Annotated in this window: 26 protein-coding genes and 1 pseudogene; 10 read left to right on the top strand and 17 right to left on the bottom strand. The window is 57.0% G+C overall.

The window, feature by feature from the left end:
* Positions 1-341: 341 nt before the first annotated feature.
* The 3 genes from AC2FJF_RS06135 (at position 342) to AC2FJF_RS06125 (ending at position 2,610) form a co-directional block, all read left to right on the top strand.
* Positions 342-962 (top strand): DUF1326 domain-containing protein, encoded by a 621-nt coding sequence (locus AC2FJF_RS06135; protein WP_496723845.1) that lies wholly within the window; start codon positions 342-344, stop codon positions 960-962.
* A gap of 28 nt (positions 963-990) precedes the next feature.
* Positions 991-1,761, top strand: a complete 771-nt coding sequence (locus AC2FJF_RS06130) for a DUF2182 domain-containing protein (RefSeq protein ID WP_496723843.1) — start codon at positions 991-993, stop codon at positions 1,759-1,761.
* 174 nt (positions 1,762-1,935) lie between these two features.
* Positions 1,936-2,610: a class I SAM-dependent methyltransferase gene (locus tag AC2FJF_RS06125; RefSeq protein WP_496723841.1), complete on the top strand. Its 675-nt coding sequence runs from the start codon at positions 1,936-1,938 to the stop codon at positions 2,608-2,610.
* 247 nt (positions 2,611-2,857) lie between these two features.
* Here AC2FJF_RS06125 and AC2FJF_RS06120 read toward each other — a convergent pair whose 3' ends face one another.
* The 4 genes from AC2FJF_RS06120 to AC2FJF_RS06105 form a co-directional block, all read right to left on the bottom strand.
* Positions 2,858-3,655, bottom strand: coding sequence for a GNAT family N-acetyltransferase (locus tag AC2FJF_RS06120; protein WP_496723839.1), 798 nt, complete (start codon positions 3,653-3,655; stop codon positions 2,858-2,860).
* A 371-nt stretch (positions 3,656-4,026) separates the two neighbouring features.
* Positions 4,027-5,442 carry an FAD-binding oxidoreductase gene (locus AC2FJF_RS06115; protein ID WP_496723837.1) on the bottom strand — a complete coding sequence of 472 codons (1,416 nt, stop codon included), beginning with the start codon at positions 5,440-5,442 and terminating at the stop codon, positions 4,027-4,029.
* A gap of 117 nt (positions 5,443-5,559) precedes the next feature.
* Positions 5,560-5,817 carry a DUF4242 domain-containing protein gene (locus AC2FJF_RS06110; protein ID WP_058283661.1) on the bottom strand — a complete coding sequence of 86 codons (258 nt, stop codon included), beginning with the start codon at positions 5,815-5,817 and terminating at the stop codon, positions 5,560-5,562.
* Between the two features lie 26 nt (positions 5,818-5,843).
* Positions 5,844-9,425, bottom strand: a complete 3,582-nt coding sequence (locus AC2FJF_RS06105; RefSeq protein ID WP_496723835.1) for an ATP-binding protein — start codon at positions 9,423-9,425, stop codon at positions 5,844-5,846.
* Between the two features lie 504 nt (positions 9,426-9,929).
* Here AC2FJF_RS06105 and AC2FJF_RS06100 point away from each other — a divergent pair.
* The 3 genes from AC2FJF_RS06100 (at position 9,930) to AC2FJF_RS06090 (ending at position 12,045) form a co-directional block, all read left to right on the top strand.
* The gene (locus AC2FJF_RS06100) at positions 9,930-10,658 is read left to right on the top strand and encodes an ankyrin repeat domain-containing protein (RefSeq protein ID WP_496723881.1); all 729 of its coding nucleotides are present in this window, start codon (positions 9,930-9,932) and stop codon (positions 10,656-10,658) included.
* A 15-nt stretch (positions 10,659-10,673) separates the two neighbouring features.
* Positions 10,674-10,835 (top strand): c-type cytochrome, encoded by a 162-nt coding sequence (locus AC2FJF_RS06095; protein WP_496723833.1) that lies wholly within the window; start codon positions 10,674-10,676, stop codon positions 10,833-10,835.
* A gap of 310 nt (positions 10,836-11,145) precedes the next feature.
* Positions 11,146-12,045 (top strand): sterol desaturase family protein, encoded by a 900-nt coding sequence (locus AC2FJF_RS06090; protein WP_496723831.1) that lies wholly within the window; start codon positions 11,146-11,148, stop codon positions 12,043-12,045.
* Positions 12,046-12,274: 229 nt separating this feature from the next.
* Here the strand turns inward: AC2FJF_RS06090 and AC2FJF_RS06085 are convergent, their stop codons facing one another.
* On the bottom strand, positions 12,275-13,120 hold the full coding sequence (locus AC2FJF_RS06085; RefSeq protein ID WP_496723829.1) for a tyrosine-type recombinase/integrase: 846 nt from the start codon (positions 13,118-13,120) through the stop codon (positions 12,275-12,277).
* Positions 13,121-13,213: 93 nt separating this feature from the next.
* Positions 13,214-13,579: a DUF6538 domain-containing protein gene (locus AC2FJF_RS06080; RefSeq protein ID WP_496723827.1), complete on the bottom strand. Its 366-nt coding sequence runs from the start codon at positions 13,577-13,579 to the stop codon at positions 13,214-13,216.
* A gap of 324 nt (positions 13,580-13,903) precedes the next feature.
* On the opposite strand from AC2FJF_RS06080, the gene AC2FJF_RS06075 reads away from it, so the two are divergent.
* The 4 genes and pseudogenes from AC2FJF_RS06075 to AC2FJF_RS06060 all read left to right on the top strand — a co-directional run.
* Positions 13,904-14,767, top strand: coding sequence for a hypothetical protein (locus AC2FJF_RS06075; RefSeq protein ID WP_496723826.1), 864 nt, complete (start codon positions 13,904-13,906; stop codon positions 14,765-14,767).
* A 97-nt stretch (positions 14,768-14,864) separates the two neighbouring features.
* Entirely contained in the window at positions 14,865-15,110 is a 246-nt protein-coding gene (locus AC2FJF_RS06070) for a helix-turn-helix domain-containing protein (RefSeq protein ID WP_036560649.1), read from the top strand.
* Positions 15,110-16,402 (top strand): type II toxin-antitoxin system HipA family toxin, encoded by a 1,293-nt coding sequence (locus AC2FJF_RS06065; RefSeq protein WP_496723824.1) that lies wholly within the window; start codon positions 15,110-15,112, stop codon positions 16,400-16,402. Before AC2FJF_RS06070 ends, AC2FJF_RS06065 begins: the two co-directional genes overlap by 1 nt.
* 416 nt (positions 16,403-16,818) lie before the next feature.
* Positions 16,819-17,499 (top strand): annotated as a pseudogene (locus AC2FJF_RS06060) (IS3 family transposase); the annotation flags it as partial.
* 307 nt (positions 17,500-17,806) lie between these two features.
* On the opposite strand, the gene AC2FJF_RS06055 reads toward AC2FJF_RS06060, so the two are convergent.
* The 11 genes from AC2FJF_RS06055 to atpD form a co-directional block, all read right to left on the bottom strand.
* Positions 17,807-18,154, bottom strand: coding sequence for a hypothetical protein (locus AC2FJF_RS06055; RefSeq protein ID WP_496723822.1), 348 nt, complete (start codon positions 18,152-18,154; stop codon positions 17,807-17,809).
* Positions 18,155-18,217: 63 nt separating this feature from the next.
* Entirely contained in the window at positions 18,218-18,739 is a 522-nt protein-coding gene (locus tag AC2FJF_RS06050; protein WP_496723820.1) for a hypothetical protein, read from the bottom strand.
* Between the two features lie 64 nt (positions 18,740-18,803).
* On the bottom strand, positions 18,804-19,658 hold the full coding sequence (locus AC2FJF_RS06045) for a F0F1 ATP synthase subunit gamma (protein ID WP_496723818.1): 855 nt from the start codon (positions 19,656-19,658) through the stop codon (positions 18,804-18,806).
* The gene (locus AC2FJF_RS06040) at positions 19,655-21,178 is read right to left on the bottom strand and encodes a F0F1 ATP synthase subunit alpha (protein WP_496723815.1); all 1,524 of its coding nucleotides are present in this window, start codon (positions 21,176-21,178) and stop codon (positions 19,655-19,657) included. The genes AC2FJF_RS06045 and AC2FJF_RS06040 overlap by 4 nt, the downstream gene beginning before the upstream one ends.
* Complete coding sequence (locus tag AC2FJF_RS06035; RefSeq protein WP_496723813.1) at positions 21,168-21,905, bottom strand: F0F1 ATP synthase subunit delta; 738 nt, start codon at positions 21,903-21,905, stop codon at positions 21,168-21,170. The genes AC2FJF_RS06040 and AC2FJF_RS06035 overlap by 11 nt, the downstream gene beginning before the upstream one ends.
* A 4-nt stretch (positions 21,906-21,909) precedes the next feature.
* Positions 21,910-22,155 carry a F0F1 ATP synthase subunit C gene (locus AC2FJF_RS06030; RefSeq protein ID WP_019953286.1) on the bottom strand — a complete coding sequence of 82 codons (246 nt, stop codon included), beginning with the start codon at positions 22,153-22,155 and terminating at the stop codon, positions 21,910-21,912.
* Positions 22,155-22,868, bottom strand: coding sequence for a F0F1 ATP synthase subunit A (locus tag AC2FJF_RS06025; RefSeq protein ID WP_496723810.1), 714 nt, complete (start codon positions 22,866-22,868; stop codon positions 22,155-22,157). Before AC2FJF_RS06025 ends, AC2FJF_RS06030 begins: the two co-directional genes overlap by 1 nt.
* Positions 22,865-23,155 (bottom strand): N-ATPase subunit AtpR, encoded by a 291-nt coding sequence (locus tag AC2FJF_RS06020; RefSeq protein ID WP_496723808.1) that lies wholly within the window; start codon positions 23,153-23,155, stop codon positions 22,865-22,867. The genes AC2FJF_RS06025 and AC2FJF_RS06020 overlap by 4 nt, the downstream gene beginning before the upstream one ends.
* Positions 23,152-23,445 (bottom strand): AtpZ/AtpI family protein, encoded by a 294-nt coding sequence (locus tag AC2FJF_RS06015; protein WP_496723806.1) that lies wholly within the window; start codon positions 23,443-23,445, stop codon positions 23,152-23,154. The genes AC2FJF_RS06020 and AC2FJF_RS06015 overlap by 4 nt, the downstream gene beginning before the upstream one ends.
* The gene (locus tag AC2FJF_RS06010) at positions 23,442-23,837 is read right to left on the bottom strand and encodes a F0F1 ATP synthase subunit epsilon (RefSeq protein WP_496723804.1); all 396 of its coding nucleotides are present in this window, start codon (positions 23,835-23,837) and stop codon (positions 23,442-23,444) included. The genes AC2FJF_RS06015 and AC2FJF_RS06010 overlap by 4 nt, the downstream gene beginning before the upstream one ends.
* A gap of 11 nt (positions 23,838-23,848) precedes the next feature.
* Entirely contained in the window at positions 23,849-25,309 is a 1,461-nt protein-coding gene (gene atpD / locus AC2FJF_RS06005) for a F0F1 ATP synthase subunit beta (RefSeq protein ID WP_496723879.1), read from the bottom strand.
* Positions 25,310-25,610: the final 301 nt, after the last annotated feature.

Raw genomic sequence — 25,610 nt, 5'->3', positions numbered from 1 at the left:
TGGAACTCCACGCGGTGGTCGCTCATGGAGAGGACCCCAGCTCGTGGGACGCCGACACTCGAGAATATCTGGAAACATTGATTAAGCCGGCTTGATAAGATCAGTGGGGCTTCGACGCCCAACGAGATATCGGCCTTGAACTTCGATTTGGATCGCTTGGTGACGAATGGCGACTTTGTTAAGAAGGACCGACATGGGCTGCCAACCAGCTAATCATGCAAGCTGTAGGGATAGGCAGCTCTGAGCCCTGATGAGACATGGTTAACCTTCTGGTTGATTGGTGAAAAGCAGCCTTTCTGCTAAAATGCAGCCGTGGAAAATGTGGGATGGGAGGAGAAATCATGTCTTGGAATGTTTCAGGGGAACTCGTCGAAACCTGCAATTGCAACATGCTTTGCCCATGCTGGTTTGGACAGGCCGACCTTATGCTCATGGACCAGGGGTATTGCGCAACATCCCTGTTGATACGCGTTCGCGAGGGCTCTCATGAAGGCGTGGAGCTTTCCGGTCAGAATGCGATTGTCTCGTTTCATTTCCCCGGGCCGACTCTATTCGACGCGAACGGCACCGGACGAGTTTATATTGACGAAAACGCCAGCGATGCACAGGCAGCGGCATTGGAGACCATCTTGCAGGGGGCGTCCGGCGGCGGCATGGAAGTACCAGCAAGCCTGTTGTCGACCTGGCTTCAGACCAAACGCGCCGGGATCAGCGTGACAGAGGCTGAAAGCGAACTAACGGCAAGCGTGGCCGGTGTAGGCGAGATGAAATCCCGCCGTCTGGTCAATGACCTCGGCAACAAGATGAAACTGCAGAACGCCGCGTTCAGCCTCGCCTTCGGTCATGAGGGGCATGAAGGTGATCTGGCTCCTAGTGACGGCACCACCTGGAACGACGCGGATATGCCCGTGACCTGGACAGGCCGGTCGGGTGTGGTCGGACAAGTCGTCTGGGCCGGCTGAGGCCGGGCTGGACCGTCAGGCCATCATAATGAATGCTGTAGGAGTCGCACGACGGGATCGGGTGCTGGTGTTGGCAGCCTTAGTAGCGCTCTCTGCGCTGGCGTGGGCCTATACAATCTACCTCGGGCGAGGTTCGACCTCGATGACGTTGGTCGGTGACGTGGCCATGCCGATGATGATGCAGTGGTCAGCCGCGGACTTTGTCTTCATGCTTATGATGTGGGCGGTGATGATGTTTGCGATGATGCTGCCTTCAGTCACACCCGCCGTAATGATCTACGAACGGGTGCGCGCGAAGCGGGAAGACGCAGGGCGCCCCTTCGTGCCAACGGGCAGCTTTGTGGCAGGGTATCTGTTGGTTTGGCTGGGGTTCTCGCTGGCGGCCACTGTATTGAATTGGTGGCTGCACGCGGGCGACGCGCTTTCCTCCATGATGGGGAGGGTTGCCCCGACCGTGGGCGGCGTGATGCTTATATTCGCCGGGTTGTTCCAATGGACGCCACTCAAGAACGCTTGCCTGGAGCATTGCCGCTCGCCCATGAGTTTTCTGACGGCTCATTGGCAAGAGGGAACCCTTGGTGCCGCGAAGATGGGGCTTCACCACGGGGTCTACTGTCTTGGCTGCTGCTGGATGCTGATGGTGCTGTTGTTTGTGTTGGGCGTCATGAACCTGCCGTGGGTTGCCGTTCTTACAATCGTAGTGGTGGCGGAAAAGACGTTGCCATTCGGGCGGATTCTGAGTCGAGGATTGGGCGTGGTTTTGATTGTCTGGGGCGGGTGGCTCGTCACGCTCGCCTGAGTAAACGTTGGTGCATTCACAGGCTGGATAAATGCCACCGTAGAGCGATCTTCAACACGTCACCGGGTAAGCAATTTCTGCGGGAGTTTAAGTTCCGCTCCGAACCCAAAGCGGAAATAGGGGAACTGGTATGCTAATCTGTTGCAAGACCATTCAGATTTGCTGGAGTTGGCCATGACTCACATCGAACACCTAAAAACAATATGCGAACTTGAAGGGCTTCAGGTCGTCGATGTTGGTGCGGGTGACGGCGTCTATTCGCGAGACTTGTACGCTGCAGGAGCCAAAGTCATCGCAATAGAAATCGATCCGGGCAAAGTTGCTAAGGCCAAAGAAAATCTACCAAAAAACATCGACGTCAGGCTTGGGGCTGCTGAAGACCTACCTCTCGAATCGGGTTCACTGGACCTAGCGTGTTTGTTCTTCTCTCTTCATCACATTCCAGTGGAGGTTCAGCACAACGCTTTCACTGAAATTCACCGCGTTCTCGGAAACAGTGGGCGGTTGCACATCGTGGAGCCCTATCCTTATGGAACAATGTTTGAGGTCATTCGATTGGTAGAAGATGAAACCCTCGTTCGATCTCATTCACACGAAACACTTAGCCACTTGGACGGAGTAGACGGATTTTGGCTGGAAAACAAAAGAGATTACGTCCTTACTCGTGAGTACCCGACTTTCGACGCGTTCCTAAAAAAGATTGTTTGGCCGGATCCAGATCGTTCTAGAGCTTATGCAAAGGTTTCTTCCGACATGGAAGATACATTCAATCGGTCAGTCGAGATCCTTGATGGACAGATCGTGTTACACCAGCCGTGCGCGGCATACCACTTTATCGTTTCAAATTAGCGGCTGTCGTACCGTGAGATCCAGCTCCGTATAGCAATTTCGCCCACAAAGCGATCCTTGGAGATTTTTCCATGAAATCATGGACGCGGCCTTGGATTCGGCAAAGCAATTGGCCAGTAACCTCCGGCAAGCAGCTGCAACTAGCCCAATGCAGACTAGAGTTCGTCCTATCTTAGTTTTTCAAGAAGTTTCAGTCAGGTTTGCGCGAGTGTCGTTGATATACCGCGACAACAAACTTCCGAATGGCTCACTTGGTCAAACGATCTTCCGAGTATACATTCGGGTCGATGATCGCGACTATGTCGCTGCCGCTATCCTCCAAGCCAAGTCTTTCGCACAACCGTGCTGATGCAACGTTGCCCGGAGCAATGCCTGTCTTGAACCCAGTTGCGCCAAGCTTTTCATGAGAGTGTATCATAGCTTTGGCTCCCAAGACTTTTGCTACACCTTCGCCCATGCGTTCAGGCTTGGTCGAAAGTTGCCCCCATTGAGCGCGACGATGCAGCCTACTGCTGGGCGGATGGCACAGAACTGAGCCCGCGGTTGCAACGGGAGCACCTGAGCTGTCAAAGACGACCATCGCAAATCCGGGGCGAGACAATCCGCGCATAACCGGCCCTATTGGCGGTAGAACACCGTGGCTCATTGCGACTTCTGCGAAAGCTTCAAGCCATTCTGGCGGAGAGTCTCGATCAATCACACGTACGGTCAAATCCTCGGGCAACGCCCGTGTGGCAATTATTTTCCGAGCAATGTCAACACAGTTCAGCCCGCCAAGATAACAAGCTATTGTGTCGGTTTTTAATCCCTGACTTTCAATGACTTCTCGCGTCTTTGCCACCTCCTGACGCGGTATGCTTTCTATCGCCGTGATGCCAAGTATTCGAGCCATTGCAACGGCATCATCCAAAGCCCCGCTGTACTCGTTGGCAATTTGAATACCGCGCCCATGGCTACAAAATCGAGGGTCATCACCCAATAGCTGGATAAGATGCTCACCCATGGTCGACATGCGTCGCTGTGCATCACTTCCAAATACTTCCATAGGTTATCCTTTGGGCCGCCGCAAAATGGTTCGACGATGATCGTTTGATATGAGTTGCGTCGTCAAGCGCACGTCAGACGCGAGACCGCGACGAAAAGAGAGTTATTGGTCTAGGGCGAATGTCAACTATGTCCGCAGTGCGGTTACTCACGACAATTCGACGAACGACCGCACCGAGCCCAAAGCGGACACATATTGAATTTCTTGGCCGTATCTACAGAAACCACAACCCATAGGTTGCATGATTACCAGCGCGATCGTCGCTTGGATGCTCCACTTGGCTTGAAAACTAGCCAACTAGAAATGCGGCGCGACGCCAAGGCAAAATTCTCAACATCAATCTGGATCAGTTTATGCAGTTCTGAATTCCATCAAGCAGGCAAGATATTGTGGTTAATCCTGAACAAGTTGGTGGGGTCATAACTACGCTTTATCTTAGACAGTTTCTCGCCATTCTCGCCATACGCTCCGTTCATGTGGTCTGCTTCGTCTTCCGGCATGAAATTGACATAGGCACTACCGCTCGCATGCGGTTGCATCTGGTCGTATAGCTTGCGCGCCCATTCGATACATTGAGCATCCTTGCTGGGGTCCTCCCAACGCGTGTGAACATTCATGATGAAGTGAGCAGATCTTTGGGGATAAGCGGTTGAACCGGCCTCGACGCGCGCCATTGCTCCGCCCACATGGGCAATAAAAACTTCACACGCGGGGTCAGGAAGGCTGGAAATCGCTTCCAAGAGTCCTGAGATTGCATCTGAAGAAAGCGCATCGAAATCATGGCTCTTCCAGTAATTTCTGGCGCCTGGCGTCAACAAAGGATCAAAAGCGGCCTGCCAGTCTACGAATTTGTGAGGAGATATCACATCGGCGATTGGGTCACCTAGTGCGCGTAATGCTGCCATAGCTTTTTCACCTTCCTCCATCGGCCCGCTATAGCAGGCTGCAAAGACCAGCACCTCTCGCCCATGCCACTCAGCTGGCAGAAACGGTAGAGGAGGCGCTTTCCGCATCACGCTCCAAACGGTCAGCTCATCAGGGGAATTGTCTGCAATCGTAGCAAATTCAGCGAGGAGCTCTGGCGCATTTTCTATCGGATGAACTATGAGGCCGGACAGGACATCGGGTCCTAGCTCATGCAGTTGGAATTCAAATGAGGTTACGACACCGAAGTTTCCACCCCCACCGCGGATAGCCCAGAAAAGTTCAGGGTGACTTGTAGGGGATGCAGTTACAATAGCTCCGTCCGCAGTCACGACTTCCGCTGAGAGCAGGTTGTCGATCGTCATGCCAAATTTCCGAGTGGTCCATCCAAAGCCGCCGCCAAGAGTGAGGCCCGCGATGCCCGTGGTTGAGTTGATGCCAACGGGAACGGCAAGCCCATGGGCCTGAGTTTCGCGATCCACATCTCCAAGCAGTGCTCCCGGCGCAACCCGAGCGGTCTTGTTGACAGGGTCGACGTGAACAGATCGCATCTGGGACAGATCGAGCATCACAGTTTCATCTGCGACAGCGTGCCCAGCAATCTGATGCCCACCTGACCGAACTGACATAACGAGGTCGGTCTCTCGCACGAAATTCACTGCCTTCTGCACATCGCTTGCCCCCAGAGCGCGGATCACGAAACCTGGGTAACGTTCGAACATGCTGTTCCACGTTGTTCTTGCGTCTTCGTATTCCGGGGTGCCTTTCTGGTAGACCCCGCCGCGAAGTGATGCATCAAGAGCGTCCAAGGTGTCTTGATGCACAATAGCTGTACTTCCGTCGAGTGTTTTCAGGTCAAACATGCGTAAGCCTCCCAATAGTCAGGTCAGGCTTCTTGCAGGGCTGCCTCAGCTAATTGCTATTTCCGTCGCGTTGTCTCGCGAAGTCGTTTCATTGAGTTGGGAAAAAATGGCTGCCGGTCAGGCGAATATTGCCGGATCAATCCGATCCACGGGTGTTATGACATCGGCAGGAATATTCAGGCGCTCAGCCGCCTTCCTGAGGCTCTCCTCATCAGGGGCTTCGTACAAGCAGTATGTTTTGCGCTTATCTGCACTTAGAAATGAAAATATCCATTCAACGCCGACTTCGTCATTGATTTCTTTGATGTGAATTTTGTCATCATCGCTGACGTTTAGTTGCTCGGCAAAGTTTCGTTCAATTATGTACCTAGGCATAAAGTCCCCCAAATAATTCAAGTGCCTTAACTCGCTACTCCTTCGAGCTTTGACTTTAGGGAAACCATACCCAAATCTTGCGAAATTGCCAACGCTTCGCCTTCCAGTTGAAACGCCTGTTCCACATCCTTCGGGCGTCCCCTTCGCCTCAATGCTGATGCATAAGCTGTCTTGCTGTGAGCGATCCAGGGTGGGCATTTCATGCGAGTGTCAATTTCTATAGCCTTCTGGAACATCATCTCAGCAGCATCCCAGTCTTTCAAAACCGTGCCCAAACTGCCGAGGCGTCGCGCCGCCGCACCTGCGCACACCGTCGTTGCCCCTGCAGTAATCGTCAGTTCTTCGTACGGAGCCAGTAAATCATAGAGCGTCTTGGCATGTTCCTGATGTTCAATGGCGACACATATGTCAGTCAGATAAGATAAGGTCGTTGAATACATAGCGTCGAGTGGAAGATCGAAGCCATTGTCGGCCATTTCATTCAGTATACGTTCAGCGGGTTCCTTGTATCCGAGCTCGGCCGCGATAAGGCCAAATCCTGGTCTCCACGAAATGTCTTCGGGACTGTCCGTCATCAATTTCTTGATCACAGGCGCGACCTCGTGCAGCCGGTTTTGCTCGCGGCGGATAGTGAACATCTGAACCCCGTAGACGCCCTCAACATGCTCCCCATGGGTCTTTCGACCGATCTTCACGGCCTCGGTGGCGTGTTTTTCCGCTTGGCCAAAATCGCCGTCCATAATTGCAACCATGGCCTGTGCGTGTTTCTGAACCCAGTAGAGTTGCAAATGATTGTCCTTTTCCGAAATCTCGGTGAGCAAGCCCAGAGAATGGTCCATCAACTCACGGTCTGCCATCTCGGCACCTACAAACAAGCTGAGAGTCCGGTCTCGACCCTGATCGATACTGCCAAGATGCTCGGCCACACCATGCATAGCCTCCAGATTTTCGCGCCAATGGCGGGTTTCTCTTCCCTTGCGCGCAACAAAGGGTGCTCCAAAATGCATCATCATTACTGAGAACTGGGATTTATAGTCGCCCAATTTTGCGGCCAGTTCCATGGATTGCTGGCCGAAGCGGGCACCTTCGGAAAACTGACCTACAAACATATGGGCGCGCGCAAGTTGGCTCATCAATCTGCACCGACGGACTTCATCATCATCGGGCAAACCTTTCAGCGCATTATCACAGAGTTCGATCGCCTCGCTGTGCCTTTCGCTGGACATCATGCAAGAGTCAGCGAAGTGATTGGCCGCGTCAGCCGCTAGCTCCACGTTGCTCACAGCCCGGGCCGCGTTGGAAGCGTCCTTCAGAACTGCTATCCCTTCTGGCAATTGGCCCAGACTGTCATGGCTGCGGCCGACTAGAATCTTGCCTTTGATCAATTCTGTATTGGTGTCTGAGCCAAGTTTTTCGGCAGCTCTTAAAGTTTCCTTGGCGTTCGTCATCGCTTCTTGGCTCGCGGATCGCACCAACGCCATTTCTGTCGCAACCTGCCATTTTTCAAACGCGGCACTCCAGTCCTCAGCCTCAGATAGGTGGCGCGCGATAAGTTCAGGGCGGCGCTCAATCTCAGATGACCTTATCCGCATCAAAGCACGCGCCACGTCTGCGTGCTGTTGTCTCCGAGTTGAACTCAACATGGATTGATAGGCGGTATCGCGAATAAGTGCATGGCGGAAAACGAAGTGCCCGCGATTGTGCCCGCTTTCAAAGATCAGGCCTGTTCGCGAAAGCTCTTCGAGGCTTTTGTTGATATCAGATTCTTCAAAGCCTTTCGCGGCACATAGTATGCCCGGCTCAAACTCCCGGCCAATAACCGAACCAGTAAGGGCGACCTGTTTTGCCTCTGGCGAAACTGCGTCGAGCCGCGCCATCAACGCGCCTTTCAATGACGATGGTATGTGGCCTTGCCCCTGCTCGCCGGATTCGACAATGGCTCGGGTCACTTCTTCCACGAACAAAGGAACCCCATCGGTTTTTTCAACTATTGTAGAGATCAGAGCTTCGTCCGGTCTCTTGCCTGTAATATTTTCGACAAGGTTTGAGACATGCGCAGAATCGAAACGGCGCAAAACCAGAGACTGAACGTGTGTGTCCCCATCATCACGGGCCAATTCCCACCCGGGTCTGTGGGTTATCAAGATCATCAGAGGAAGATCGGTGCATATCGACTTAAACCGCTCCAACAATGCTTGTGTGGAAGGATCGATCCAATGAGCATCTTCTACGCACAGCATAACCGGACGTACGCTTGACCGCACCTGCACCGTGTGGATCAATGTTTGGATTGTTATGTCGCGCTGCTCCTGCGGTGACATCTCGAGCACCTTTTGGGCGAGGGCACTACGAGGTGCGACCAACGCTGCAAAGACAGGCAGAACTTGTTCCCAGTCCAACCCTGGTCGTCCTTCGAGCATTTTTCTGACATGCTCAAGGATCAGATTGTCATCAAAGTCCGGTTCAACACCCGCATCCTGGGATATTCGTTGGGCTACCGGATGAAAGGGGCTGCTGCTGAGATAGGGGGAACAGTTCAGCCTTATGACATCGGCTTCGTCGTTTTCGGTGATTACAGCAAGGAATTCCTCTGTAAGCCGCGACTTTCCTATTCCGGCTTCACCGGAGAGCAGAACAACGTCTCCGTGGCCATTCTGAGCACGTTGCCATGATTGCAGTAAAATTCCCTTTTCGTAGTCCCGGCCAACCATGACGCTGTCGACATCGTCTCGATGTGAGGCCTGAAACCGGCTTTCCGCGCTGCGTTCTGACATCACTTTCTGAAGACTACGTGGTTCAGCAAACCCCTTGAGCTCTGCCTGCCCAAGAGATTTAAACTCAAATATCCGATGTAAAGCTGCCTCGGTTTCCTCAACTGACAAAACGACTGAGTTTGGCTCTGCATGTTCTTGAATCCGTGCCGCAAGATTGACGACCGGACCAGTCATGGCCCCCTCCTCATATGTATTTTCGCCAATGGTATCGCCGACCACAACATCACCACTCGCAACTCCCAGTCTGACTGACAAAGGCTCTCCGTCAGGCGTTTTGAGTTCTTTGACTCGGTGAACAGACTCAAGACTAGCTTTTACCGCCCGAATTGCGTGATCTTCGAAAGCCCGCGGCCATCCGAAAAACACGAGCAGACCATCGCCCAAATACTTTGCAACGTAGCCACCATATCGGCTCACGGCTCCTGCAACGGCATCTTGATAGTTCTGTAGCAAGTCCCGCATGTCTTCGGGATCAAAGCGATTGGTGAGTTCAGTCGAACCGACAAGATCGGCAAACAAAACAGTTACGTGACGCCTCTCTGCAGTAGGCGGTTCGACATGCTTCTGTTTGCGCGGATCATCACTTTGTAAATTGACTGAGGTGGGCGCTTGTTCACGAGCTGCTTGTGACGGCGAGGTTGCGTGCTGTTGGCCGACTAGCTCGTGAATTGCAGCGAGGATGATTTTGCGGTGACCAAGGCTTACTCCGAGCTCTTTTAAGTCGTCGCCAGATAGTAGTGGCAGAACACGCGCATCAATATCGTTTTCCGCAAAAACATCTGCGTACTGACTCAGGTCGAGATCAATTAACCATTTGTCTATTTCAGCCGACATCTTTGGATCATGCTGAGATACGCGGCACTAATCAAGAAAAACGCTTTCAAAATGAACTGACTATTCAATGAATGGCGTCTGCTTTCATTTATCTTCGGGTCAGTCTACAATTCCGGCTCTTGCCACCGCGTTCTAGATTTACACGACTGGCTGATTGGCTGCACGCGTTTGATGTTTTGCCTTTGAAGGCGACTTTGTCCGCATTGTGCGAAATTGGCTGGCCTGAGATTTTGCGCTTGCAGCGAACGGCAGGTTCGACGGGCCGCGCCGCGGCATGACAAACTGTGGGTCAACGGCGGGAATGGGCCGGGCGTGACGGGGACGGACGCCGTGATTTGGCAGATACGGCGCCGAATCCGATGACTGCTACGAGCCCAGAGCGGACCCGACCATTGGGCAGTCTAAGTCAACTGGTTTTGTAAAACGGTAAAGTAATGGCATGGCGGTGAACTGCGGCGAGTTATGATATAGTTGGCGCAGCTACGACTGACGGAGGATTTCTTGATGCTACGTTTCAGTATCGCCAATTTGTTCCTTTTCCCGGTTCTAACGGTGGCTCTGTTTTCGCAGGTTGCTCAGGCAGATGATATTTTGCAGGCGGCCTGTAATGGTGATGCCGAGGCGCTGGAGGCGTCGCTCGCTGCCGAAGGAAGCGTTGATCCAACCAGTTTGGAGCGGCCTTTGTTCTTCGCCGCTCAATCCGGCCATACCGACATTGTTGCAATCCTTCTCGAACATGGCGCAGATGCCAACGCAGCGCTCGACTTTGGTAGTCCGTTGCAAAAGGCAGCCCGTGGCAACCATGAAAAGATAGTTGAACTTTTACTGAAGGCGGGAGCAGGCCCAAGCGCACAGGCCGGCGATAAAGACTATACTCCGCTTCATAATGCTGCCGAGAGAGGCTCACTGGACGCCGCCAAAGTTCTTGTCGCTTATGGTGCAAATGTAAATGCACGAGAGTTTTGGGGTGTGCCGCCGATCCATCTGGTCACAATAAAAGATAAGGCAGAGATGATTTCGTTTCTCTCAGAAAGCGGTGCACAACCAATCGAACCGCCGCCCATATCCGAAACTGAATTGGCGATCGCCGACCTTGAGCTCGGGCGGATTTCAGCGATTGGTTGTACGCAATGCCATATTATCGAAGAAGGAACCGTGCCATCCGGAGCGCACAATCACGGTCCGTCGCTCATAGGTGTTGTCGGACGCACCAAAGCGGGTGTTGAAGGTTAAAAATACTCAAACGCAATGGCTTCCCTATCCGGTGATTGGAACATCTCAGAACTCAATCAATTCATCGCCGATCCCGTAGGGCGTGTTCCCGGAACAGAGATGGCATTGATGCCGGATCTATCGGACGCCGAAAGGGTCGCTTTGATTGCGTTCCTTAGCACGCTTCGAGCGCGGTGAACCAATATCAATACGCTAGTACAGGCAATCGGGCTAAGGTCCGCTTTGTCCGAAACTCGGACATAAAACCTATTTTGCTGAATGCCCGGTCTCGGTGAAAGCAGACATCACACAATATCGACTCGGTTTTTCGACTTAAATGTCTGCTTCCTGCCGGAAACGGTCATTCCCGAAAACCATCGGAAGTTCCGCTAAGCGGACCAAACCGCCCTCAGATGGTATCGCTTGCAGGTCTGCGTTACATTGGAGCGGTCGTCGCCTAGAACAGCTTGCAATTCTATCGCGACGGAAACCCGAATAGTGGATGTCCATGTCCGACACAATCCTAGCTGCTGAACCAACTATCCACCTTATTGCCTTCCTATCCGTCCTGGCGGCGATGGCACTTTGGGAAGTGGCCGCACCCCGGCGAAGACGGGATATTCCGAGCGTTATCCGATGGACAAACAACCTTGCGCTCGTGGTGCTCGACACCGCCATCCTGCGGCTGACCTTTCCAATCCTCGCAGTTGGCCTCGCAGCCATGGCCGAGGATCGCGGATGGGGGCTCTTCAATAACATCGAGGCGCCGGTTTGGGTTGCCATCGTGGTCTCCATGCTGCTTCTAGATCTCGCAATTTATCTTCAGCATGTGATGTTCCACGCCGTACCGGGGCTTTGGCGTCTGCACCGGATGCATCACGCCGACCTTGATTTTGACGCGACTACTGGCTTGCGTTTCCATCCGGTAGAAATCCTCATCTCGATGGGGATCAAGCTAGCGGTCGTAGCAACCTTGGGGCCGCCCGCTGTCGCCGTGCTCCTTTTCGAGGTGACCCTGAACGCTACCGCGCTTTTCAATCACGCAAACATTGATTTGCCGCGTCCGGTGGATCGAGTTCTCAGATGGATCGTCGTCAATCCAGACATGCACCGAGTCCACCATTCAGTCGATCCAAGCGAGACCAACTCGAACTTTGGCTTTAATCTACCGTGGTGGGACCGACTTCCAGGCACTTACGTTGCGCAACCCAAGAAGGGGCACAAGGGCATGGAAGTCGGCATCAAGCAGTTTCGCACACGCCGAGACCTCTGGCTCGACCGAATGCTGCTTCAGCCGCTACGCGGCCCGGCGAGCGGAGGTGCCCTCGATACCCCGAGCCAACAGAGGCGATCTTCATCTGTCTCGTCCGGGCAAACCAAGCTGGGCGCTGACCAAATAGACCAATAGCGCTGAACCAAAGACTGCTTTGCCGCGCTTGAGTGTTATGCGCAAGGCATTAAGCAGCTTGCTCATTCGGCACATGTTTGCATCGCGGTTCGGGAAGCTGGCTCATAGTCTTGGAAACTCCCCGGTCGACCGTGAGTTGTTTCCGATTTTCTTTCCAACGGGGAAGGCGGCGCATTGGGAATGCCAGCAACTGACGGAGATTGGGCAACCCTTGGATTTGAATGGCCGCCTAAAGAGCGATTTTGTCTAAAGCATCGCGACGACCTACGAGGCCGCCGCCATCTCCATAAACAGGACGATGATACTTGTGTCCAAGGATGTCGGCGCGTATCCGGTCGTCTACGCCTGCGTGTAAAAGCGCATCTTCAACGTAGTGTCTTAAACTATAAGCAGTGTGGCGCGGCGTTTCCTTCAAGCCATTGTTCCCCATGTATTTGTTGACTAACGCTGACCAACCCGAAGCTTTGCGGACGTATTTCTGGATGCCGCCACGCGCTACTATTCGTCGCGCGGCCTCTAGGGACGCGCCCAGTAGCGGAATTTCGCGCCGTGTATGTGCAACTTTCAACTCGCGCCCATTGGGGGCAATTCTGATAAAAGGTATGTTTTCTTGAATACAGAAGTCCTCAAGGGGTGCGTCCGTGACCTCGGAGGGCCTTAGGCCAGTGTTGATCATGACCAGCAGGATATCGGCTGCCTCTGAATTTAAACCGTCAAACGCTCCTTTCGCCAATAGTCGGTCCTGAAGCCATTCTCGGCTGAAAGATGGGCGTTGTATCTCCTTTGCGCCGTCCAGAGCCAACTTGGAAAACGGGTTTTCCAGATGGGTCGCGGTTAGCTCACACCAAGTTCCCCAAATCTCTGCCAAGTGCCCAAAGTCTTTGTTAGCAGTTTGCGCTGTCAGACCATCAATCTCGATGCGTTCCGACCACCAATTCCGGAACTTCAACGCATCTGAGCGTGTGATTTGATCAATCGGCGGTGAATGGGATGGGAACACGACCGAGACGAAGTTCCTGACTGCCCGCTCTTTGGGCAATTTCCAACGGCGCTTTTGCGCATCTGATTTACTCAAGTGACGGGTTTTAGTTAGGTCGATGTACTCATTGAGGACACTCTCGAGATCAGGGCGAGTGACCGGCACAGTCCCAAGAACGGCTCGGACTACTTAGGATGTTTCAAGCTTTTTACGTGTGCCAAGGGAATTTAGTCGACCAACGATTTCTTCAATTGGCGAACTAAGTAGGGTGTTCAGTGCGCGATATTGAAAACCTCGCACTCCAGCAAGTTTCTTTGCCGACTCGTAGTGCGCGCGGGCCGTGCCGCTATCACCAGCGGCCAGAGCTTCCCATTCCGCCATTCGTGCGACCTCAATTTGGGCAGCTTTAGCCAATGCCTCAGCTTTGCTGTCTGTATGAAGGGCTTGTCGCACCTGGGTGATCGGTTGTCCATCTTGGCCGCGAACAAGTCCTTTGAAACGCTTGGGAACGCGCTTCACCCAATAGTAACGGCCCCGATCATTGACGATCCCCATTGCAATCCTCTAGCGCGTTCCGATAAACGGTTCGATTTAGTCTCTGTTGCGGGATCTCTGACGACAGTCAATTGAATTTTTGAGTAACCAACTGGAAAAAATAAGTAAATTTTTCGAGCGAGCTTTGTTTCGGTCCGATTTTGGAGGCGAGTACCGGAATCGAACCGGTGTACACGGATTTGCAATCCAGAAAGAACGGTCGCAAAAACAACGGCTTATGGGTGCAAAACACCTCCTGACAAAAAGTGAACAAAAAGCGAAAGTTTCAACGCTGTTTGCGTGCCAGAATGCTCTTAAAATCGTTTCTAACCTTGGGATAATTCGATGAGTTGGGCGGTTGCAAATGAATGCGCAGAGCGTCGCTTCGGCAGCGCCGCGCGCAAGCAGATCATTATGTTCTTGGCGGACAAGGCGAGCGATGACGGCTCGGGCATCTGGTGTTCGAAGGGGACAATTCAGCGCCACACAGAGCTCAGCGAGAGCACGGTCAAGCGCACCATCATCGACTTCCTGCGCGAAGGCATTCTGATCGAGACGGGGCGGCGGCACTGCAAGAACGGCTATACGGTCATTTACCGTATCGTTCTGGAGCGCGTGGCCGCGCTCGAACCCACGGCTGAGCCCGACATCGACACGGGGGTCACTGTGAACCCCGTCCAGCCTGAACCCGGTACGGGGTCCACGGTGAACGGGGTACGGGGTTCACGGTGGACCCCAAACCATCCTAAAACCATCCATAAACCACCTACGCGCAGGCGCGAGGCGGCGGAGGAGGTTGAAGATCTTGAAGCTGAGAAGATCTTAGCGGCCTATCCCGAAGACAGGATCCGAGACCGACTAACTACGTTGCGCCTGATCGCAGCCGCCGTGAAGGCAGGGGTAAAGCCCGATGACTTGCAGCAGGCGGTCAAAGCCTATGCGAAGGAAACCGAGGGCTACACACGTAGCAAGGTCTGTTTCTCGGACAATTGGTTCAAGATGCGCCGATGGGAGAAGGGGCTTGCCCAGATACAGGCGGACCGGGAGAAGGCGCGAGAGGCCGAAGCCAAAGGTCGCGCTAGCCTCGCCGAGTGGATCCGTGAACGCCACCCTCTTTGCCGCCACATTACAAACCGGCAGATTGAGGGCTTGATCTCGTCAAAGCTGGTGACGCCCGAGCAGGTGCGCGCTGCGGGGCTGCAGGCATAAGTGCGGCTCGATTGTTACGCCGTGGCGTAAAAAGTAGATATTTACGTTGCAGCGTAATTTATTTTGATTTACGCTACGCCGTAAAAGGAGCCACATCATGGACCTCACAGCACGAACGGCCGAGCAGATCGGCGAGGCACTCCGCCGGACGCGCAAGGCGCGCGGCTGGACCCAAAGCGATATCAGCGCGCGCACGAATTTGCGCGTCGCGACGATTTCATCGCTGGAGAATGGCGACGCGGGAACCAAGCTCGCCACAGTGCTCGCTGTCATGGCGGCACTTGGACTTGAGTTTCGCTTGGTGGAGCGCGGTGGCTCGCTAGAGATTGAGGATATCTTCTGATGGCGAAACGCGGGCGTAGCGGCACGATGAAGGTGCTTCTGAATGGAAAACTGGTTGGGGCTTTGCGTCTCGCGGGTTCGGGCGCAATCAGCTTCACCTATGATCCGGACTGGCTTTCTTGGGAACACGCCATGCCCATCTCTCTGTCCCTGCCTTTGCGCGAGGAGGCGCACCAAGGCGGTCCTGTCATTGCCTATTTGGAGAATCTGCTTCCTGACAATCAGGCGATACGTGAGCGCGTCGCTGCTCGGGTGCGTGCAGGCGGCACGGACGCATGGCACATGCTGGAGAAGATTGGGCGCGATTGCGTTGGGGCCTTGCAATTCGTCTCCGGTGAGGTCCCCGAGGTTGGCCCACTCGAGGGAGAGCCCGTATCTGAGGCGCAAATTGCGGATATGCTGCGCAACCTCGCAAGCGCTCCGCTAGGCTTGGATGAGGAAGACGACTTCCGCATTTCCATCGCCGGGGCGCAGGAGAAAACGGCGTTGTTGCGCCACGAGGGCGTGTGGATCCGTCCATCGGGGCTCACCCCCACAACCCATATTCTCAAGACCCAGCTTGGTGTTTTGCCAGCGGGGATCGATTTGTCCGACAGCGTTGAGAACGAATTTCTCTGCATGAACCTCTGTCGGGCCATGGGCATGGATGTGGCTGAAGTCGAGATTGCCGACTTCGAGGACGTGCGGAGCCTTGTTGTGACCCGGTTCGATCGGCGCTGGACCAAAGATGGCCGGTTGATCCGCCTCCCGCAGGAAGACTTTTGCCAGGCGCTCACAGTTCCACCCAGCCAGAAATACCAAATGGATGGCGGGCCGGGGATCACTGAAGGGATCGGGTTGTTGACTGGTAGTGATGACCCTGAAGCAGATCAGCGTGCCTTCTTCCGCGCGCAGGTGCTGTTTTGGCTTTTTGGAGCGACGGACGGGCACGCAAAGAACTTCAGCATTGCATTGCGCCCCGGAGGTTTCCGCATGACCCCTCTTTATGATGTGCTGAGCGCCCAGAAAGCCGTGGATGACGGTCAAATCCGCCAGAACCGGATGCGCCTAGCGATGGCCGTCGACGGACACTACCGGATCAACGAGGTGGTGCCGCGTCATTTCCTGCAGGCTGCAAAGGCGGCAGGCTTTGGTGTCACGCTGGCGGAAGAGGTCTTGTCGAACGTCGCGACAGAGCTTGAACCCGCCCTGGAAAAGACACTCGCCGACCTGCCGGATGGGTTTCCACAGCCATTGGCGGAAGCCATTGTTGCTGGCGTGCGACGTCGGGCGGCTGCCTTTCATGCCGGATGATCCGCAGATCATATTTCTGCTTTATGATCGGTGGATCATATTGGCTGCGAGCAATCGGCAGGCCCAGTACAGGAGTCGCAGCGTTCCGGGCCTGTTTTGACGGGCCAGCCCAGAGATTGACGGCCAAACTCAGATCCTCACCGCCGTGTTTCTTATTGCTGAACATAAGCGGGCAGCCGTGTCAGACGCTGGGCAAGCACCACTTCAACAAGAAAATTCCCCTGCGCCAGCGCATTCCTCGCGAGGCAAGTTTCTCGCTGACAGCCTCTTGGTGCCAGCTTTGGCCATGTTCATCGAAACACTCAAAGTGAGGATTAAAAAATGGCTACTCAAACTCTGAAACTGAACGTCAAATCTGGCGAAAAAGACGGCAAGAACTTCTGGGACCCCTGCGGTGTCCTCTTCGTCAACACCGACGACAGCGGCAACATCACCTCGATCAACGTCAAACACAGCATGTTCCCCGATGTCGAGATGGTCGCCTTCAGGGCGTTGTTCGTGGCAAGGCACAGAAGACGACCAGGCAGGACAAGGCGCTGCCATGCCCGCGCGACATGGTTAACCGGCAATTCCGGGCGCCGGCCCCGAATACGCTCTGGGTCAGTGACTTTACCTACCTCTCGACATGGCAGGGATTTGTCTATGTTGCCTTCGTGATTGACACCTTCGCCAACCGCATCGTCGGCTGGCGTGCATCGCGATCCCCGCAGACTCAGTTCGTTCTGGATGCGCTGGAACAGGCGCTCTATGAGCGGCGACCGGCTGGGGATCTCATCCATCACAGCGACCGGGGCAGCCAGTATGTGTCGATCCGCTATACCGAGCGCTTGGCCGAGGCCGGGATCGAGCCCTCGGTCGGCAGCGTCGGTGACAGCTATGACAACGCCCTGGCAGAGACGATTATCGGGTTGTTCAAGGCCGAGGTCATCCACCGGCTGGATCCCTGGAAAACCGCCGATGCCGTCGAATGGGAAACCCTGAAATGGGTCGACTGGTTCAACAACCGACGGCTACTTCAGCCAATCGGAAACATCCCGCCAGCAGAGGCCGAGGAGAAGTTCTATGAACAATGCAACGAGTTCGATAAAGTCGCGTGAAACGGAGTAATCAGCCTCCGGGAAAACCGGGGCGGTTCACCAGGGCTTTTGCGTGTTCCAGTTGTCTGTCTCATCTTCCACTCCTCAGTGGTTACGATGAGCCAAGAACACTCTCTTAGCAATTTGCCCTATTTGGACCCATAAGCGCTGACGCCAGACAATCATGATCCAGGATCGCAGATGGCGGACTGACCGAGGTTAGGCTGCGCGCATCACAGAGGCTTGTGGATCAGAACGTGAACCGTGCCCGCGATGCTTCGCCTGAACATTGCCGCCCGTAAGAACCCGCGCCTGGTAACTCTCGCGATCAATTCAGCGGCGTCTGCTGGTGCGAAAGGCGCAGCCACTTGCCGTCGTCGTTCAGGTAGGTCGAGGTGCAGAGCGCCTCGTAGATCGGTTCGTCGCTCCGTTCGGCAGAGACACGATAGGCCAATACGGCAATGTCGTTTTGGTGTGAGAGGTAACGCTCGCTCATCTCGACCGAACGCCACCTTTGGGCGACGTCTTTTTCTCTCCAGAGCGCATCGCCCTGAAGAATGCCGGCAGGATAGGGCAAGACGAAGACAGCGCCCTTTGCGGTCGCGTGACGCGCACTGTCAGCGCCTTGTGTCCAGAAGCGTTCTTCCAGATCCCAGAGGGTGTCATCTGCAGTCATTCAAGGCTCCTTTCAAGATTGGCGGTTGTGCTGGGTGACGGTTGTTTCGCGCAGGCGTTCATCTCACTGGCCTTGGGCCAGCATGGCGATCCAGCCAACGAACAGGGCTGCCGCAATGATCCAGTAGAATGGGGATCCCTGCGGTGGCAGTGCAAGCTTGGCCGAAGTGCCGTCCTGGGGTGAAATTGCGGTCGTCGCCCGCCTCGGCAGCAGGGCAAGAAGGCCCGAGACAATCCTGCTCCGATCCGGAACAGGGGTCGGTACGTCATGGAAACGTGTCATCAGCGCCTCCAACCTTTGCCGTGCCGCCGCTGCGGGCAACCTGGAAAGCTCCGAGGCTTCGCTCCAGGGATCAACGCCGAGCCGGGCGAGCATCGATAGAACGGTGACGCTGCTTCCGCGTCGATCTTCACCCAAGGGCGCGTGCAGAAACGGCTCGAATTGCGGGTCTTGTCCAAGTTGCGTCGGAGCGTTTGCCATTGCGGGATCCTTGCTGACGTCGTTTGCATGAGCCGAATTGGCCGATGTCATGACGCCGGTCGAACGAAAGCGGGCGGGTGCCACACCTTGGTTAACGACCAACATGACCCAAACCGCGCCACCTTGTGCTGACCCAGATCAATAGGAGGCTACGATCGCCCCGTAGCGCTCATCTTGCGTCGCGGGCGGACGCCGTGCCGGTCCCCAGTTCGATGATTTCGGCTGTGATCGCTTCCTGTCGTACCTGACGCAGGGTCGCCTCGAATTCGCCCAGCTCGCGCGTAATCTGGCTGCCCGCGGCAGACATGGCCTCCATTCTTGCCTCGTTCTCTGCGGCAAAGGCATGAAGCGCCGCCTTGCACACCAGGGCATGGAGATAGTCACCGCTGAGACTATTGATCAGGGCGTCCGTTGGAAGCTGAGTCAGCGGACGTGTCGTTCCAGGCGGCGGCAGGGCCGAAAGATCGATTGGCAACAGAACCTGCCGGAGGACTTGAGGTCGCCCGGATGCCCATCCGGCATGGATCATATCTATACGCTCAAAACGACCCTCGCCCAGGGCGCGGTAGATCGCCTTGGTAATCTGATCGGCCAGTTTCGGGATGCCGGGCGTGTGCGAGGACATCGGAGCGGACCAGACCGGATCGAGCCCACGCGCGGCGGCGATCGACTGACCACGGGTGCCGATCAGGAACAGGCTGGTGGTCGACAGGTCGTCTTCGATTCTGTCCAGAACGCGTTCGCTGAAGGTTCCTGCGAAGCCCTGTTCGGCGCAGAATACCAAAAGACCGATGCTGCCGTCGGCTTGGCTTTCGGAGGTATTGGCCGATGATGCGGGACTCGCGGGGCCAAGTGCATCGGATATGGCGGCGGCAATTGTCGCGGCATAGCTGTCGACGGCCTTGATCTCTGCGCGGGCGGTGCTGGCGCGCGCCGCGGCGATGCCCTTCATGGCGTTCACCACGGCCCCCAACTGGCGAATGCCGTCGATCCGGGCGCTGACATCGGCCAGTCGTTCGGTCATGTCGCTGGCTCCGTATCGCCAAGCTGCGTCGCAAGGCGGGTCATCGCGGCGATCAGGGCCGCCCGCGCCGTCTCATTCAGTTCCCCCGTCTCGGAAAGGACGCGCAAGACATCGGCGGCGTCCCGGTCAAGGATATCCGGCAGTTCATCCCGAAAGGTGGCAACAGCATCGAGTGACAGGGGGTCAAGCAGTCCCGACTGCACAGCGAGCAGGAGCGCCACCTCATCTGCCAGGCGAAGCGGCGCGTTCTGCGGCTGACGCAGGATTGCGCGGATCCTTTTCCCGCGTCTGAGCTGGTCGCGGACCCGACCTTCGGGCATGCCTCCGAACCGGGTGAAGACCTCGAGCTCCAGAAACTGCGCATAGTCGAGCCGCAGCGTGCCGGCCGCCTTGCGCAGCACGGGCGCCTGGGTCTTGCCGCCAACACGGCTGACGCTCAGCCCCACATCCACCGCAGGTTTCTGCCCCTGATGAAACAGGCTCGAAGCCAGTACGATCTGCCCGTCGGTGATCGAGATCAGGTTGGTCGGGATATAGGCCGACAGGTTCCCGGCATCAGTTTCCGCAATCGGCAAGGCGGTCAAAGACCCGCCGCCACGCGCCTTGGACAGTTTGGCCGCCCGTTCCAGTAGGCGGGCATGGATGTAGAACACGTCCCCCGGATAGGCCTCGCGCCCCGGAGATTGCCGGGTCAGTAGGGCGATCTCGCGGTGGGTGGCGGCGTGTTTGGACAGATCGTCGATCACCACGAGGGCGTGACCGCCCTGGTCGCGGAAATACTCCGCTATCGTGACGCCGGCATAGGGTGCTATCCATTGCAGCCCCGGCGCCGAGGCGGAGCCCGCGACAATCACGATGCAGCGCGCGAAATTCCCATGCGCCTGCAGCGCGTCGATGGCGCGGCGTACGCTGGATGTCTTTTGCCCCACCGCGACATAGACGCAGATCATGTCGCTGTCGCGCTGCGCGATCATCGTGTCGGTGGCCAGTGTCGTCTTTCCGGTGGAATGGTCGCCGACGATCAACTCGCGCTGGCCCCGGCCAAGCGCGAACAGTGTGTCCATCACGAGTATCCCGGTTTGCACCGGCTGGGTCACGAGATCTCGTTCGATGATCGACGGCGCCGGGCGCTCGATCGGCCACCGCTCTTCGGCCTCAATTGCCCCCTTTCCGTCCAGCGGGCGGCCGAGCGGGTCGACGATGCGCCCGAGCAGCGCCTCTCCGACAGGCACGCTTACCACTTCGCCAGTGCCGAAGACGGCGTCGCCCGCCTCGACCTTGGTCGCCGCGTCGATGAACACGCAGCCAATCAGATCGGGGTCCAGAACCCGTGCGAACCCGAATTGACCGCCCTCAAACCGCAGAACCTCGTCCAATCGCACGTCGCGCAAGCCCGAGATCATCGCCACACCGTCCCCGATCTCTTCGACACGGCCTCTGTGTTCGGGTCTCGGACCCAGTGCTGCGCGACGCACTGCGCCTTGCGCCGAGGTGAACCAGTCTGGCGCGTCAGGCGGCATTCTCGACCTCCTTCAGGATATTCTCCAGATCGGCCCGCCAGCTGTTGTGAAGCACGAAATGCCCACTGCGGAGTTCCAGTCCGGCGATCAGGTCGGGATCGGTGACAAGACGAACGCTGGGCGTGCCGTCCAACGCATCCTTTACCGCTTGTTCGATCTTGGCCCTTTCCGCGTCCTCCGGGTTTGTCGCGGTGATGATCTCGATGTCGTCTGCCGAGGCTATCAGCGCCGCGCGGTCGGATGCGGACATGTCCGCGATCGCCTCGACAAGTTGCGCAAGAAACGTCGCCTGAACCGCAGGCGTGTTGAACCGGCCCAGAAGCCGGGCTGCAATTTCGACCGACAATTCGGCGGCCCTCGTTGCGTTCTCTTTCCGCGCTGTGTTTCTGTCGCGGTCAATGGCGGTGCGCGCGGCAGCGATCATGGCGTCCGCCTTGGTTTGAGCATCCTTCAGCGCGGCTTTCGCGACTTTGTCCGCCGCCGCCTTGGCCTCGACAAGTATGGCATCGCGTTCCGCCGTGATTCCTGCGCGGGTCTCAGCGACCTCTGCCAGCGCGGCATCGGCCTTCGCTTGAGCTGTCTTGCCTTCCTCCAGCATGACATGCGCCGCTTCCTGCCGCCGGGTGATGGCCCCGGCTATCGGCCGCCAGAACACGCGGCTGAGCAGCCAGACGAGGATCAGGACGTTGATGGCCTGAAGACCCAGTCCCCACCAATCGAGGGTCATGCGCTCATGCCAGTAGCGGGTTGGCGAAGAGCAGCAGGAGCGCAATCACCAGACAATAGATTGCCGTCGTCTCGATCATCGCAAGCCCGACGAACAGCGTGCGCGAAATCGTGTTTGCGGCATCGGGCTGTCGGGCAATGGCATCCATCGCCGCGGCAACGGCGCGCCCTTCGGCAAGTGCGGGTCCGATAGCGCCGAAGGCCACTGCAAAGGCGGCGCAGAAGATACTGGCCAAGCTGAGATAGTCCATCATGACTCCTTTTTCGTTGGGGAAGGGGCAAGGTCGGTATTCGGTGGGGTCCGCGCGCCGTCTTCGACCGCAGAGGTAATGAACACCATCGCCAGCACCGCAAAGATGTAGGCCTGCACCAGCCCGGTCAGCAGATCGAGCGCCATCAATGGGATCGGTACCAGCAGGCCCGCCAGCGAGGCGACGATGCCAATGACGAATACGCCGCTCATCACGTTGCCGAACAGTCGGACGAACATGGAAAAGACCCGCGTCAGGCTTTGCAGGATGTTCAGCGGGATCATCACCGGATTGGGCGCGGCGAAAGTTTTCAGCCAGCCGCCAACGCCGCCCGCGCGTATGCCGAACCAGATCACGGACAGGAACACCAGAACGGCGAGGGCGGCGTCGGTTTCAAGCTGTGCGGTCGGAGGGTCGACGCCCGGGACAAGCGAGGACCAGTTCGCCACGAGGATGAACAGAAAGAGCGTGCCGATGAACCCGCGATAGGGTGTGGGCGCGGCGCCCGTTGTCTCGGTGATCTGGGTGTCGAGCGTGGCGACCATCAGCTCAAGCGCGGCCTGCCGCCGCGAGGGTCGCAGACCTAACCGGCGCGTCATGGCAAAGGCGCCGATCACAAGGATGGCCATGATCGCCCAGGTTGTGACGATGGCCTGCGTGATCGCAACCGGTCCGAGCTGGAACAGGACGGTGGATTCGAGCGGAGAGTTCATGGTTGGGTTCCCCGCAGGTTGCGCAGCATGATCCACCGAGCGCAAAGAACGCCCGCAAGGGTCGCCAAAAGGGCAAGGCCGCCTGCCAGCACGGCGATGAAGAACCCGGTGGCCAGAAGCGTGATGCGCGCGAGGGTCAGGACGACCGCCCTGAGCGGTTGGCCACCACCGACGATCAGGTTCGCGGTCTCGCGGAGTGCGCGGAAATAGCCATATCCGATGAATAGCCCACCCAGAAAGCAGACGGGAAGAAGGACGATTAGCGGGAGAGTGGAGGGATCGGTCATCGTGCGTTCATCCATTTCCAAGCGGTCCAGCCGCCTATGCAAAGCCCGAGCAGCATCATCGGGGCGCTCCAGAAAATGCCCGTCTCAAATCGCGTATCGAGCCAGCGTCCGAAGAACAGGCCCGCCAGAGTCGGCACCACGAAAATCCAGCCCAGCACGCCGATCTGCGCCAAACGTCGACCGACGGACATGTCACCTTCGCGCAACCACTGCTCGCGCCGGCTGCGATGCTTGCGGATTTCCTCGACCAGAGGATCGGTTTCTGGGGGCTCAGATTGGTCTTCGGTCACCGGAACTTTCCCGTGTCTGCGCCCCGGCGCAACCCGCTGATCATCTGGCGGATGGCGTTCATTTGCAGTCGCATCGTCTCGACATGTTCGACCCGTTCTTCGTCGGCGTCGGTCTGAAACCGGGTCAAAACCTCCGCATCCAGCGTGGCCAGATCGTCGCCCGCCACGGCCTCGCGGGTGGCGATCGCGACACTGCTACCGCCAGTCACGGTCAGCACCCCGCCGCGCAATGCGCAGAACCGTTCGAGACCGGCGGTCTTCCAACTGAGGATGGAAACCGTGAGCGCGGTCAGGAATGGGGCGTGGCCGGGCCGAATGCCGAAGCTGCCACTGGCGTCCTCGGCCCGCAAGCTTTCGGCCTCCTCGTCCACAACGACGGATAGGGGGGTCACGATCCGCAATCTCATGCAGCGGCCTCGGCGTCGGTGGCTTCCAAGGCATTTGCGGCGGCCTCTTTCTTTCTTGCGTCCTCCAGAGTTCCGATCATGTAGAGCGAGCTTTCGGACCACTCGTCGGCTTCGCCGTCCAGAATGGCGCGGCACCCCGAGAGGGTCTCGGTGAGGGGCACGCTGGCGCCCGGTGTGCCGGTAAAGGCCTCGGTCACCATGAAGGGCTGGGTCAGGAACCGTTGCAACCGGCGTGCGCGTTTGACGATCAGGCGGTCGGCGGTGCCCAGTTCCTCGACTCCAAGCAGCGAAATGATGTCAGTTAACTCGCGGAACCTTGCTAGCGCCTGCCGGACCGCCTCGGCGGTCTGGTAATGCCCGTCACCGACAACCAGCGGATCGAGCAGCATCGATGACGAGCCCAGCGGATCAATCGCCGGATAAAACCCCTCGGAGGCCTGAGCGCGCGACAGCATGATGACACAATCCATGTGGCCGGAAATCGTGGTCACGGCGGGGTCGGTAAAATCGTCGGCTGGCACATAGACCGCCTGAATGGCGGTCACGGCGGAGCCCGCCACTGACGCTATCCGTTCTTGCAGCCCCGCCACTTCCGTGGCGAGTGTTGGCTGGTAGCCCACGCGCGAGGGCAGGCGGCCCAGCAAGCTCGATACCTCGGCCCCGGCCTGGACGAAGCGGAACACGTTATCCATCAGAAGAAGGACGTTCTTGTGCTTCTGGTCGCGGAAGTATTCCGAAATCGTCAAGGCTGTCAGCGGAGCCCGCCAGCGCGCTCCGGGTGGCTCGTTCATTTGGCCGTAGACCAGCACGGTGCGCTCCAGCACGCCCGAGTCCTGCATTTCGGTCAGCAGCTCATGCCCCTCGCGAGATCTCTCACCAACGCCCGCGAAGACGGAGATACCTTCATATTTCTCGACCATGGCGCGGATCAGTTCCATCACCAGAACGGTCTTGCCGACCCCGGCGCCGCCGAACATCGCGGCCTTGCCGCCCTGCGCCATCGGCGTCAGCAGGTCGATCACCTTGATCCCTGTCTCAAATACGTCGGTGGCGCCAGTCTGGGATTTCAGAAGCGGCGGCAGGGCATGGATCGAGCGACGTGGTGTATCCTCAGGCAAGGCAGGCCCGTCGTCCTGCGGACTGCCCACCACATCCAGAAGCCTGCCGAGAACGGCTTCGCCCACAGGCACAGTCACCGGCGCGCCGCTGGCCTGCACCGGCACGCCTCGGGCAAGCCCCGCAGTAGATTGGAACGCCACCGCACGGACGGTTTTCTGATCGAGGTGGCTGTGGACTTCGAGAGTGAGGACGGTCGGGCGATCCCATTTCACCAACAGCGCAGAATTGATCGGCGGCAGGTCGGACCCGGCAAAGACGACATCCACCACCGCCCCCCGGACGGCATGTACGACGCCACCAAGCGGGGCGTCAGGGTCGTTCGGGATATGAGGCCGCATCCCACCGGGCAGATCAGGGTCACCCACATCCGCGCCCGTCCCGGCACGGATAGAGCCGTTGTTCCATGGTTGATCTACGCGTGTGGATGTCAAACAGGGCCTCATTGTTCGTCTGGCGGCGGCAGCCAGTCAGAAAGCACTGCCTGCGGGGAAAACTTGGAAGAAGCATAGAAAGCTTAGCAAAGCTGGACGCTGATCTGGATCAATGCGATCGCCACAGGTTTCTGCCACACAGGGCACATGCCCTGATGCGGTTTGTGCTAGCGCGATCACAGCGACCCCGAGACCGGCATTCAGCAAA

Source organism: Ruegeria sp. CDSB013 (assembly GCF_059611165.1).
The sequence above is the reverse complement of the archived record's forward strand: the minus strand, read 5'-3'. Positions and strand labels throughout refer to the sequence as shown.

Coding starts and splice junctions, on each gene's coding strand:
- AC2FJF_RS06135 (WP_496723845.1), top strand. CDS start 342: ATGTCTTGGAATGTTTCAGGGGAACTCGTCGAAACCTGCAATTGCAAC.
- AC2FJF_RS06130 (WP_496723843.1), top strand. CDS start 991: ATGAATGCTGTAGGAGTCGCACGACGGGATCGGGTGCTGGTGTTGGCA.
- AC2FJF_RS06125 (WP_496723841.1), top strand. CDS start 1,936: ATGACTCACATCGAACACCTAAAAACAATATGCGAACTTGAAGGGCTT.
- AC2FJF_RS06120 (WP_496723839.1), bottom strand. CDS start 3,655: ATGGAAGTATTTGGAAGTGATGCACAGCGACGCATGTCGACCATGGGT.
- AC2FJF_RS06115 (WP_496723837.1), bottom strand. CDS start 5,442: ATGTTTGACCTGAAAACACTCGACGGAAGTACAGCTATTGTGCATCAA.
- AC2FJF_RS06110 (WP_058283661.1), bottom strand. CDS start 5,817: ATGCCTAGGTACATAATTGAACGAAACTTTGCCGAGCAACTAAACGTC.
- AC2FJF_RS06105 (WP_496723835.1), bottom strand. CDS start 9,425: ATGTCGGCTGAAATAGACAAATGGTTAATTGATCTCGACCTGAGTCAG.
- AC2FJF_RS06100 (WP_496723881.1), top strand. CDS start 9,930: ATGCTACGTTTCAGTATCGCCAATTTGTTCCTTTTCCCGGTTCTAACG.
- AC2FJF_RS06095 (WP_496723833.1), top strand. CDS start 10,674: ATGGCTTCCCTATCCGGTGATTGGAACATCTCAGAACTCAATCAATTC.
- AC2FJF_RS06090 (WP_496723831.1), top strand. CDS start 11,146: ATGTCCGACACAATCCTAGCTGCTGAACCAACTATCCACCTTATTGCC.
- AC2FJF_RS06080 (WP_496723827.1), bottom strand. CDS start 13,579: ATGGGGATCGTCAATGATCGGGGCCGTTACTATTGGGTGAAGCGCGTT.
- AC2FJF_RS06075 (WP_496723826.1), top strand. CDS start 13,904: ATGAGTTGGGCGGTTGCAAATGAATGCGCAGAGCGTCGCTTCGGCAGC.
- AC2FJF_RS06070 (WP_036560649.1), top strand. CDS start 14,865: ATGGACCTCACAGCACGAACGGCCGAGCAGATCGGCGAGGCACTCCGC.
- AC2FJF_RS06065 (WP_496723824.1), top strand. CDS start 15,110: ATGGCGAAACGCGGGCGTAGCGGCACGATGAAGGTGCTTCTGAATGGA.
- AC2FJF_RS06055 (WP_496723822.1), bottom strand. CDS start 18,154: ATGACTGCAGATGACACCCTCTGGGATCTGGAAGAACGCTTCTGGACA.
- AC2FJF_RS06050 (WP_496723820.1), bottom strand. CDS start 18,739: ATGTTGGTCGTTAACCAAGGTGTGGCACCCGCCCGCTTTCGTTCGACC.
- AC2FJF_RS06045 (WP_496723818.1), bottom strand. CDS start 19,658: ATGACCGAACGACTGGCCGATGTCAGCGCCCGGATCGACGGCATTCGC.
- AC2FJF_RS06040 (WP_496723815.1), bottom strand. CDS start 21,178: ATGCCGCCTGACGCGCCAGACTGGTTCACCTCGGCGCAAGGCGCAGTG.
- AC2FJF_RS06035 (WP_496723813.1), bottom strand. CDS start 21,905: ATGACCCTCGATTGGTGGGGACTGGGTCTTCAGGCCATCAACGTCCTG.
- AC2FJF_RS06030 (WP_019953286.1), bottom strand. CDS start 22,155: ATGGACTATCTCAGCTTGGCCAGTATCTTCTGCGCCGCCTTTGCAGTG.
- AC2FJF_RS06025 (WP_496723810.1), bottom strand. CDS start 22,868: ATGAACTCTCCGCTCGAATCCACCGTCCTGTTCCAGCTCGGACCGGTT.
- AC2FJF_RS06020 (WP_496723808.1), bottom strand. CDS start 23,155: ATGACCGATCCCTCCACTCTCCCGCTAATCGTCCTTCTTCCCGTCTGC.
- atpD (WP_496723879.1), bottom strand. CDS start 25,309: ATGCGGCCTCATATCCCGAACGACCCTGACGCCCCGCTTGGTGGCGTC.